The sequence below is a fragment of the Collinsella sp. SGI.184 genome, assembly GCF_050313415.1.
In the GTDB taxonomy this organism is placed as follows: Bacteria; Actinomycetota; Coriobacteriia; order Coriobacteriales; family Coriobacteriaceae; genus Collinsella.
Map to the genome: position 1 here is coordinate 21,112 of NZ_JBNPLJ010000024.1, position 10,252 is coordinate 31,363.

At 61.7% G+C, this 10,252-nt stretch carries 8 protein-coding genes; 2 read left to right on the top strand and 6 right to left on the bottom strand.

The genetic code is table 11. The features are described 5' to 3' along the window. The first annotated feature begins 15 nt into the window (after window positions 1–15). A complete protein-coding gene (locus ACQRAJ_RS08085) occupies window positions 16–171 on the top strand; it encodes a hypothetical protein (RefSeq protein WP_427748310.1) in 156 nt (51 codons plus the stop codon). A gap of 67 nt (window positions 172–238) precedes the next feature. Here ACQRAJ_RS08085 and rsgA read toward each other — a convergent pair whose 3' ends face one another. After that, a complete protein-coding gene (gene rsgA / locus ACQRAJ_RS08090; protein WP_427748315.1) occupies window positions 239–1,192 on the bottom strand; it encodes a ribosome small subunit-dependent GTPase A in 954 nt (317 codons plus the stop codon). 469 nt (window positions 1,193–1,661) lie between these two features. Further along, entirely contained in the window at window positions 1,662–4,343 is a 2,682-nt protein-coding gene (locus ACQRAJ_RS08095; protein WP_427728430.1) for a cation-translocating P-type ATPase, read from the bottom strand. Window positions 4,344–4,785: 442 nt separating this feature from the next. Here ACQRAJ_RS08095 and pyk point away from each other — a divergent pair, with 442 nt between their 5' ends. After that, complete coding sequence (gene pyk, locus ACQRAJ_RS08100; RefSeq protein ID WP_154517625.1) at window positions 4,786–6,246, top strand: pyruvate kinase; 1,461 nt, start codon at window positions 4,786–4,788, stop codon at window positions 6,244–6,246. 202 nt (window positions 6,247–6,448) lie between these two features. Here pyk and ACQRAJ_RS08105 read toward each other — a convergent pair whose 3' ends face one another. From ACQRAJ_RS08105 to cbiM, 4 genes are all read right to left on the bottom strand, one after another. After that, window positions 6,449–7,297, bottom strand: a complete 849-nt coding sequence (locus ACQRAJ_RS08105) for a hypothetical protein (RefSeq protein ID WP_427748311.1) — start codon at window positions 7,295–7,297, stop codon at window positions 6,449–6,451. A 79-nt stretch (window positions 7,298–7,376) separates the two neighbouring features. Then, the gene (locus ACQRAJ_RS08110) at window positions 7,377–8,147 is read right to left on the bottom strand and encodes an energy-coupling factor ABC transporter ATP-binding protein (RefSeq protein ID WP_427748312.1); all 771 of its coding nucleotides are present in this window, start codon (window positions 8,145–8,147) and stop codon (window positions 7,377–7,379) included. Between the two features lie 44 nt (window positions 8,148–8,191). Next, a complete protein-coding gene (locus ACQRAJ_RS08115) occupies window positions 8,192–9,028 on the bottom strand; it encodes an energy-coupling factor transporter transmembrane component T (protein ID WP_427748313.1) in 837 nt (278 codons plus the stop codon). Continuing rightward, window positions 9,006–10,091, bottom strand: a complete 1,086-nt coding sequence (cbiM, locus tag ACQRAJ_RS08120) for a cobalt transporter CbiM (RefSeq protein ID WP_427748314.1) — start codon at window positions 10,089–10,091, stop codon at window positions 9,006–9,008. The genes ACQRAJ_RS08115 and cbiM overlap by 23 nt, the downstream gene beginning before the upstream one ends. Window positions 10,092–10,252: the final 161 nt, after the last annotated feature.

Below are 10,252 nucleotides of genomic sequence, written 5' to 3' on the forward strand. Positions count from 1 at the left end.
CACTGGGCGGATAGGATGCCCGGTACCACTATTGTCCGAGCGGCCAAGCAACAAAACAGCGCGATCACCGTCTTGGTTTTAAGTGTCAAACCAATTACCAGCCAAGAACTGACCAACCCGTCAAGCCCGCGGCAAGGTTTTGGTCAGCGCGTCGGCAAAACGCTCATTTAAGGGTGCATCGGCAGTAAAAAAGCCGCCTCCCGCACAGTTGGAAGACGGCTGTCATAGATAAATTCAATTACAGATGGACATCGGGATCGAGCATTTGGGCACTCACACGCATGGATGATGCCAAGTTTTGGAACGTTTCCAGGCGCAGGCCATCGATCTGCCCGGCATCGGCGGCCTCGCGAACGGCGCAGCCCGGTTCGTGGGTATGCGTGCAGTCGCCAAACCGACACGCACGCGACGCCTCGACGATCTCGGGGAAGGCACGCGCCAGGCCCCGCTCGTGACCAACGAGTGGCAAACTGCGCAGGCCCGGAGCGTCGGCAATGACGCCGGCGTCGCCCGGCAGCGCCACCATCACGCGCGCGACCGTGGTATGGCGGCCTTGGTCGTCGCGCTCGCGCACACCACCGGTAGCCAGCGCATCGTGGCCCAGCAGCGCATTGAGCAGCGTCGACTTTCCGGCCCCCGACTCACCCAGGATCATGGCGCACGTTCCCGCCGGCACACAGGCGCGCACCTCATCCAAACCACGGCCTTCGGCAGAGGACGTCACGATCACGCGCACGTCCGGGCCCACCAGACGGCGCACGCGATCCAGATCGCGCTCGAGTTCCGCGGCCTCGCAGCGGTCGGCCTTGGTAAGCACCACCACCGGCTCGGCATCGCAGTCGAGCGCCAAAACCAGCGAGCGCGCCACGCGGTCGAGCAGCACTTCGCCGGCGCCAAGTGCCTGCACGATCAGCACGCTATCCACGTTGGAACAAAGCACCTGACGCTCGCCGCGGGCGCGGCCACGCCAACGCTCAAAACTCGTGCGTCGCGGCAGGACGCATTCGATTACGCCCATGTCGTGCCCGGGTGCACGACGCACCGCCACACGGTCGCCCACAGCCGGCAGCAGTACCTCGTCCTCGCCGCGCGACTTGGCAAACCCCACGGCATGCTCGGCACGAAAGGTATCGTCGGCCGTCACCACCAGCGGAAACCCGCGATCTAAGCGTACCACGGCGCCCAGTTGCATCTGCTCGGGCTCCTCGGCTTGGGCGCAAAAATCGTCAAATGCCGCCTGCTGAGCCGCGGCGACCGGCAGATCGCCAAACGCCGGAACATCCTGCAGCGCATCGAGTCCCGGCACGCTCGCCAGCAGCTCCTCGGCAGACGCGGGGGCTTCGGTCGCAAGCTTCCGACGACGATCACGCTTGGCCCGCGCCCCCGTCGTCTTTTTCTTCGCCTTAGCCCTAGCCTTGCCCACAAGCGCCTCCCAGCACCACAAATCACAACTGAGCAGGTATTTTAAATCAAAAAGAGCTGGCCGGGCAAAGCCCGACCAGCTCACACACTTTCCCTCAGCCAATGGTCCCGAGAGGCCATCCGAAGGCCCGACCGCCGAGAGGGGTTTCTTCTGAGCGATCCCGCAGCGCGAAGCGCGAGGACCAGCGAAGAAGAAACCCCGCAGGCGGTCGGGCCGGTGGGAAGGATGGCCTTTCGACCTACTCCTTCTCGACCGCGCGCATGATCGCCTTGTAGATCTCCATCAGCGGAATGATCAGGAAGGCAAGGCCCAGCGCGGCGATAACGCCCTTGAGCTCAAGCGTCACGGGGCCAAAGAACATCTCGGCAAGCGTCGGCTGCACGGTTACGATCACCGTCAGCACCAGCGCCAGCGCGGCAGAGGCCCACAGCCACTTGTTCTGCTTCTTCATCTTAAACAGCGACGTGCGGCGGCTGCGCATGTTAAAGCAGTGGAAGATCTCGACCATGTTGAGCGTGATGAAGGCCATCATCACGCCTTCCTCGTCGGCGACGCCGGCGATCATATCGGAGATGTGGATGTAGCCCATGTCAAAGTACACGCCCACAAAGAAGCTCGCCAGCACCAGCGCGGCAATGATCAAGCCCTGGACCACGCAGTCCAGGCCCATATTGCCGGCAAAGACGCCGTCCTTGGCGTTGCGCGGCTTGCGCTTCATGATGTCGCCCTCGGCATCCTCCATGCCCAGCGCGAGCGCGGGGAAGCAGTCGGTGACCAGGTTCACCCACAGCAGCTGCACCGGCTGGAAGATGGTAAAGCCGATGAGCGTGGCGATAAACACCGAGAACACCTCGGCAAGGTTGGCCGAAAGCAGGAACTGGATGACCTTGCGGATGTTGTCGTAGATGCGGCGACCCTCTTCGCAGGCACCGATGATGGTGGCGAAGTTGTCGTCGGCAAGCACCATGTCGGCAACGTTCTTGGTAACGTCGGTACCGGTGATGCCCATGCCAACGCCGATGTCGGCACGCTTGATGGACGGGGCGTCGTTGACGCCGTCGCCCGTCATGGCCACGATCTGGTCGCGCGACTTCCAAGCCTCGACGATACGGGTCTTGTGCTCGGGCTGGACGCGGGCGTACACGCCGTAGTCCTCGATGTGCGCGTCGAGTTCCTCGTCGCTCATGCGATCGAGGTCGGCACCGGTGATGGCATGGCTGCGATCGGTGACGATACCCAGCTGCTTGGCAATGGCCACGGCGGTGTCGATGTGGTCGCCCGTGATCATGACGGTGCGGATACCGGCATCGTGGGCCTCGCGGATGGCGTCGGCGACCTCGGGGCGGACCGGGTCAATCATGCCGGACAGGCCGCAGAAGACCAGGTCGTGCTCGAGCGCGGCGGGGCTGCAGTCGCTTGGGACCTCGGTGTAGGTGCGGCTTGCCAGCGCCAGCACGCGCAGGGCCTCGTCGGCCATGGCCTTGTTGGCGGCCACGAGCTCGGCACGACGCTCCTCGGTCAGGGGGACGACCTTATCGCCCTCGTAGATGTGGGTGCACAGGCCGATCACCACGTCGGGCGCGCCCTTGGTGTATTGCTCGTACTCGCCGTCCAGGGTCTCAACGACCACGGACATCATCTTGCGGCCCGAGTCAAACGGGGCCTCGCCCACGCGCGGGTGCTCGGCAGTCAGACCAGTGAGGCCCGCCTTTCCGGCATCGTTGACGAGCGCGCACTCGGTCGGCTCGCCCACGGCCTCGCCCAGTTCCTCGTCCCACTGGGCATCGGAGCACAGCGCCATACCTGCCAGGAACTTCTCCTTAGGCGCAGCGAGCTCGTGCTTGACGACGGTCATCTTGTTTTGGGTAAGGGTACCGGTCTTGTCGGAGCAGATGGTCTGCGTGCAGCCGAGAGTCTCGACGGCAGAGAGCTTGCGGATAATTGCCTGGCGCTTGGCCATCTTGGTCACGCCAAGCGACAGCACGATGGTCACGACGGCGACCAGGCCCTCGGGGATGGCAGCGACGGCGAGCGAGACGGCGACCATAAAGGTGTCGAGCAGGGCAGTCGGGTCGGTAAGGACGTTGCCCACGCCGTGGCGGACGATGTCGACGCCAAAGATCACGACGCAGATGACGATCACCATAATGGTGAGGATACGGCTGAGCTCGGCGAGCTTCACCTGCAGCGGTGTGAGCTCCTCCTTGGCCTCGGCCAGGGCACCGGCGATCTTGCCCATCTCGGTATCCATGCCGGTGCCGACCACGACGGCGCGGCCACGGCCGTACACGACGGTGGAGCCCATGTAGCACATGTTCTTGCGGTCGCCGAGCGGCACGTCATCGGTGCCCGCGGCAAGCTCGATCACATTGGCGTGCTTCTCGACCGGCACCGACTCGCCGGTGAGCGCGGCCTCTTCGATTTTCATCGTGGCGCTCTCGAGCACGCGGCAGTCGGCCGGGACGGAGTCGCCCGCCTCGAGCATGATCACGTCACCGGGTACGAGCTCGGCGCTCGGCAGGTGCACGAGTTTGCCGTCGCGTAGAACCTTGGACTGCGCCGCGCTCATCTCCTGAAGGGCCTCGAGGGCCTCCTCGCTCTTGGCTTCCTGGACCACGCCCAGCACCGAGTTGACGATAACGACGAACATGATGATGGCGACATCGGCAAAGTCCGCCTCGCCCTTAACCATGCCCGTGAGCGCGCTGATAACGGCGGCAACGATCAACATGATGACCATGGGGTCGGCCATCTGCTCAAAGAAACGCTTCCACAACGGCGTCTTCTCGGCTTCCTCAAGCTTGTTAGGGCCTGTCTTGGCGAGGCGCGACGACGCCTCGTCGTTGCTCAGGCCGAGGTTCTCATCGACACCTTGGTCGCTGAGCACCTCCGCCGCGGCGGACAGGTATTCCTTTTGCATATAGAGTCCCCTCCTGGGATTCGGGCCACTCAGCAGATTGATGCCCGATCATAATTCCCAGGAGAAGGGCAAGGGCTCATCAAGGCTGCCGTGCTGAGCGGCAGTTGATAGTGGAGCTATGGTACCCCAAAGCGACGCGTCTAGCCAAAACAATCCATTTGGAAATATGGTCCGTATGTAACGATGCGGACCGTGTGATGCTCAATACTGATAAAACGTTTTTTCTTAGGCGCGTCGCCAAACTAAAATATCGCCCAGATAGCAGCGGTTAGAGCGGTTGGTAAAGTTTTTTCATATACCGTTTTTCCCGTAAAAGATGAACTTCTAATTCGGCATACGGTCGATTTTTTGGGGTATTCGGTCGGTATTTCGTTATAATCAACTCAGTTTTATTTCTTATGGTTTATCTATCAGCGCAAGACGATGTCAGATGGAGGTCTGAATGTACAAGCGCACTAAGATTGTATGCACCATGGGTCCCGCCTGCGATAGCGACGAGACCATCCGCGAGATGATCAAGGCGGGCATGAACGTCGCCCGTTTTAACTTCTCGCACGGCTCCTACGACGAGCACCACGGTCGCATCGAGCGCGTCCGTCGTATTTCCAAGGAGCTCGGTATGCCCGTCGGCATCCTGCTCGACACCAAGGGCCCCGAGGTCCGCACCGGTCTTCTGGTCGACGGCAAGAAGGTTGCCGTCAAGACCGGCGACAAGATCGTCGTCACCGCTCAGCCCACGTCCGAGGATTTCCACGGCACCGCTGAGCACATCTCCCTCGACTACCTGGCTCTGCCCTCCGAGGTCGAGAAGGGCTCCCTCATCCTGATCGATGACGGCCTGGTTGCTCTCGAGGTCGAGTCCGTCGACGGCCAGGACATGACCTGCGTCGTCAAGAACGACGGCCTGATCGGCGAGCGCAAGGGCGTCAACATGCCCAACGTCAACATCTCGCTGCCCGCCATCACCGAGCGCGATCGTCAGGACATCCTCTTTGGCCTGACCGAGAACATCGACTACATCGCCGCTTCCTTCATCCGTGACGGCGAGTCTGTCCGCGGCATCCGCGAGCTTTGCCGCGAGAACGGCGGCGAGCACGTGACGATCTTCCCGAAGATCGAGTGCGCCCTGGGCGTCGAGAACTTCGATGAGATCCTCGAGGCTTCCGACGGCATCATGGTCGCCCGTGGCGACCTGGGCATCGAGATCAAGCCCGAGCTCGTTCCGCACATCCAGAAGGAGATCATCGCCAAGTGCAACGCGGCCTACAAGCCCGTTATCACCGCTACGCAGATGCTCGACTCCATGCAGCAGAACCCGCGCCCGACGCGCGCCGAGGTTGCCGACGTTGCTAACGCCATTTACGACGGTACCGACGCCGTCATGCTGTCCGGCGAGTCCGCTGCCGGTAAGTACCCGGTCGAGGCCGTCAAGATGCAGGCCAGCATCGCTCTCGAGACCGAGAAGTACCTCCCGGCTCACGCTCCGCTCGAGGTTCCGGCCGATGCTCACGGCACCCGCGTCGTCAACAACGTTGTGGGTATGTCCGCTGTGAACATGGCCACCACCGTTGGCGCCAAGTGCATCACCGTGCCGACGACCACCGGCCGTACCGCTCGCCTGATCTCGCACTTCCGTCCCAACATGCCGATCTGCGCGTTCTCCCGCCACGAGTGGGCCGTCCAGCAGATGATCATGTACTGGGGCGTTATCCCGCACAAGGCCGAGATTACCCAGGGCACCGTCAACGGCACGATTGTCAAGGCGATCGAGACCGCTAAGGAGCTCGGCTACGTCGAGACCGGCGATTTGACCGTCGCTACCGCCGGCGATCCCCGTATGAGCGTCCAGCTTGAGGACAAGGTCTCCTCGACCAACGTCGCCTACGTCGCTCAGGTGCGCTAAATCGCACTTGCAAGCACATTTGCATTAAAAAGGGCCCGGAAGGCTTCGCCTTCCGGGCCCTTTTTAAGACCTACTTCATATGCCGCTTCATCGATTTGTGTTCAGTCGCGAACCTTTCCGATGCCGAGCGCACCACCAAAGACGCCCTGCGACGGAAGCTGTTGGTCAATTGGGATGAACTGTTCACCGTTACGTCAGCCGGCTAGCAGCTAGTGACCAGAGGGACTGCGGGGACGTCAGAAGCGGCAACGCGGGCGGCAAAACCCGCCTCGGTTAGCTCGACGACCTCGGTAAACGTTGCGTCAAAGAACTCTTCGGTCAGCAGACGGTACGGCGGATGATCCGGATCGCCGGGGTTTTCGCGCACAATCTCGTGCATAACGCCAATGGTCTTGAGCACATACTCTTGTGGAATCGAATACTGACCAAACTGGGCCGCCGCGGTATAGAGGCGATCGGTCGCACGCGGGATAGAAACGATGCCGAGCGTCTTGCCAAACCAGTCAAAGTCTCCCTGCTTCTTAATGCGGAACTCCTCGCACGGCTTGCCGCCGCGCGCCTCGAGATATTGGTTCACGCGCGTGTTCCACACGGTATCGGCCACCAGATGCGACCAAACGCCCAGCGTCAAATCGAGCAGCGACTGCGCCACGTCATCGGGCGCGAGCGAAAACTCGGCGGCGCCGGGGCCGTCAACCGGCTCGGCGTCTTTGTAGCGCTGCGGATAGTGCACCCGATTGAGCCTTTCACGCTCTTCGACAATCGAGGTCGCTGCAGCCGGCGCACCCGCCGGCGCACCTTTAAGCAACGGCGCCACATAGGTGTCCCAAAACTCATGCTCGCGTGGCTTAGGAATGGGCTCGGGCTTGGCAAAGTGCGTGATGCGATACGGGATGGGGTCGGCAATACCGGGAACCATGTACCCCACAAAAATGTCCGGAACCACGCTGCCAAACAAAAAGGCATTGCGGTCGCGCACGTTATCGGCAAGCGCGCCGGCACGCGCCAGAAGTCGTTCCGTCTGAGCGATATGAATATTCCAGCTTGGCATAGCTACCCCCGTAAAAACCCGGATAACTATACCATTCGCAGCAAGTCACGTGCGCGGCCGCAACCCCACTATGCGGCAACTATTCTGCTGCACCGTTTTCGGTTCCATATGATGGCACGGGAGCCTCGACAACGTGGTGATATCGATCGATATAAATCGCACGGGCCCCAAGACGTCGTACTAAATCCTGATGATGCGTGCTCATCAAGACCGTCTTACCGGCAGCAACATAAGCCAGTAGAAAGTTAACCACGATGTCGCAAGATTCCTCGTCAAGTCCGTTGGTAGGCTCGTCGAGCACCAGAATATCGGGGTTCATCGACACGACGGCAGCCAGCGCCACACGCTTCTTTTGCCCGCCCGAAAGCTGATAGGGCGAAGCATCGACCAGATCGGCAACCTGAAACAGCTCCATGGCATCACGGACGCGGCGCCCGAGCTCGTCCGCCGAAAGCCCCATTTGAGCCGGGCCAAACGCGACCTCCTCGCCGACCGTGGCGCAAAAGAGCTGTGCATCGGCGTTTTGGAACACGAAGCCCACGCGCTGATGGAACCGCTGGGCCATCGCGGAATCCTTGAGATATGCCGCATCGACCACATGTCCATCAAACAGGTACGTACCCGCATCCGCAAGCTCAAGGCCGTTGATAAGCCGCATGATCGTCGTCTTGCCGCAGCCGTTGGGTCCAAGCAGCGCAACCAGCTCACCGCGATTAACCTGCAGCGACACGCCATCGACCACCGTATGGCCCGCATAGGAAAACACCACGTCGCGAAACTCGATGAGCGGCGTGGCCTTGGCGCCGGCAGCACCGCTCGCACCCATCGCACCATTTGTATCGTTTGCCAAAACGTCGCCCTTCCCTATTCACATCGACGGCTTGACCGCCCGCGCTACAGCACCGCGCACAACACGGCGAGCAGCACCACAACAGCCGCATAGACCGCGTCGCGCCAGCCAAAGCCGTTCCGTGCAGGCGCCGGATATGCGCCGGCAAAACCGCGGCAAAGCATAGCCTCGTCCATCGCGCGGCTGCATTCCATCGCCTTGATAAAGGTCATGCCCATGATACCCGCGATCGAATCGGTGCGCGAAAATCCTGCAGGCGCACGGCCAACGCTGCGCAGCAAGACCGATTCGCACAGGTCGTGCGCCGTGCGTCCCAGCACCTCGATGTGTTTGAGCGCCATATCAAACGTAAAGATAACCTCGTCGGGCAGGTGCAGCATCTTAAGCGCCGCCGACATGCGACTCCAGGTAAGCGTCCACGAAACGCCCAGCACCAATGACACATTAACAAAGGTCTTGAGCGCAATCTTGAGCATGGCGCCCGTGGCAGAAGCACCCAGCAGCAGGGCCGGCAGCGCCAAAACCACGGCAAACCCCGCGGCAGCCAACGCCGGCACAAAGGTCGCGCGCAGCCCGCGTACGGGGCGCACCGCAACGAGCACCAACGCGATCGCTGTCATCAGCATCAAGTACAGCGGGCTTTGCGTCAGGCATACGCACAGGACGCAGACGAACATCCCCACCAAACGCACTGGCGCCGAAACGGAAGAAAGGGCGCGATCGATAATCGACCCGCCCTTATGCGCGCCGCCGCCTAGGCGAACCCGCTCAAGCAGGCTCGCCAGGTGCAGGACATTCTTTTGCATCACACGATGCCGAGCCCCCGCGGGCTCATAACACTGCTCGGCCGCAAGCCAGCTAGGCAGCTCGACCGTCGCCATGAGCACCGCTTTCCTTAACCGTCAGCGAGATCAGGCGAAATGCGATGGTGAGCACCGCCACGCCAATCACGCCCGAAAGAATATACATCGCGGCCTGGCCGGCAAAGCCAAGGCCCTGCTCCTCGGAATAGGCCTGCAGATAATCGCCCGTGGGCAGTGCATCGGCAAAGGTCGGGGTATCGAGACCGACCGAAGTCTGCAGACTGTCGTCACCAGCCTCCTGAACGGCGGTCGCGGCGCCCTCAGCGTCCCACTCGCCCCAGGCGTCACCCGTGGCAAGCAAGCCGAGCGGCGTGGCCACGACAAGCACGGCGACCAGGATGAGCGTGGGGACCAGTGAGGTCTTCTTGGCAGCAGCGCCCTCGGCAGCAAGCTGGCCATCGGCGGCCTCGGGCCCGACGATAACGCTCGGCGCCGTCTTCTTAATGAAACCGTAGATCGCAGCCGTCACCACGCCCTCGACCACGCCGGCTACCAACATGTGCGGGATCATCATGGCCGGAATGGCAATAGAGAGCGGGAAGGGGCAGTACAGCGGAGCGCCCGAAGCGTTGGTAAAGAACATCGGCTGAATACCAAACTCGATCGCCGTGCACAGGGCCGCCAGGCACAGGCCGACCCAACCGCTTACGACGGCCGAAACCGAGGTGCCCCAGCTCTTGTCGTGCAAACGGCTGTTGAGCGCACGGAACACGATAGCGGCGGCAAACGGCAGCACGAAGGCCATGTTAAAGCAGTTGGCGCCAAAGGACAGGATGCCGCCGTCGCCAAACAGCAGCGCCTGCAGCGCCAGCGCGACCGAAACCGCGATGGCCGCGGCCTCCGGGCCCAGCAGCAGCGCGATGAGCGCGCCGCCGACGGCGTGACCCGTGGTACCGCCGGGCAGCGGCACATTGAACATCATGAGCAAAAAGGAGAACGCGGCGCAGATACCCAGAAACGCCATGTGCTCGCGATCGAGCGTGGCGCGCACCTTTTTGATGCAGTGAACCCAAACGGGCACCATCGCCACTGCCATGACGGCATCGGTCTGCGGGGACAGATAATTATCTGGAATGTGCATGTACGCCTCCCGGTTATCGGCGCACAGAATTACAACGCCGCTTAAATCACCTTGCCAGTGTTACGTATTGTCAGATTCGTAACACGCCACGGGCTATCATAGCAAAACGGCGCACTGCCGACAAAGCAGCACGCCGTTATGTAATGCGCGTGTCATATATG

What these genes read in the sequence shown, in the direction of transcription:
- cbiM (WP_427748314.1), bottom strand. Translation starts at nt 10,091, where the DNA reads ATGCACATTCCAGATAATTATCTGTCCCCGCAGACCGATGCCGTCATG.
- pyk (WP_154517625.1), top strand. Translation starts at nt 4,786, where the DNA reads ATGTACAAGCGCACTAAGATTGTATGCACCATGGGTCCCGCCTGCGAT.
- rsgA (WP_427748315.1), bottom strand. Translation starts at nt 1,192, where the DNA reads ATGCAACTGGGCGCCGTGGTACGCTTAGATCGCGGGTTTCCGCTGGTG.
- ACQRAJ_RS08115 (WP_427748313.1), bottom strand. Translation starts at nt 9,028, where the DNA reads ATGGCGACGGTCGAGCTGCCTAGCTGGCTTGCGGCCGAGCAGTGTTAT.
- ACQRAJ_RS08085 (WP_427748310.1), top strand. Translation starts at nt 16, where the DNA reads ATGCCCGGTACCACTATTGTCCGAGCGGCCAAGCAACAAAACAGCGCG.
- ACQRAJ_RS08105 (WP_427748311.1), bottom strand. Translation starts at nt 7,297, where the DNA reads ATGCCAAGCTGGAATATTCATATCGCTCAGACGGAACGACTTCTGGCG.
- ACQRAJ_RS08095 (WP_427728430.1), bottom strand. Translation starts at nt 4,343, where the DNA reads ATGCAAAAGGAATACCTGTCCGCCGCGGCGGAGGTGCTCAGCGACCAA.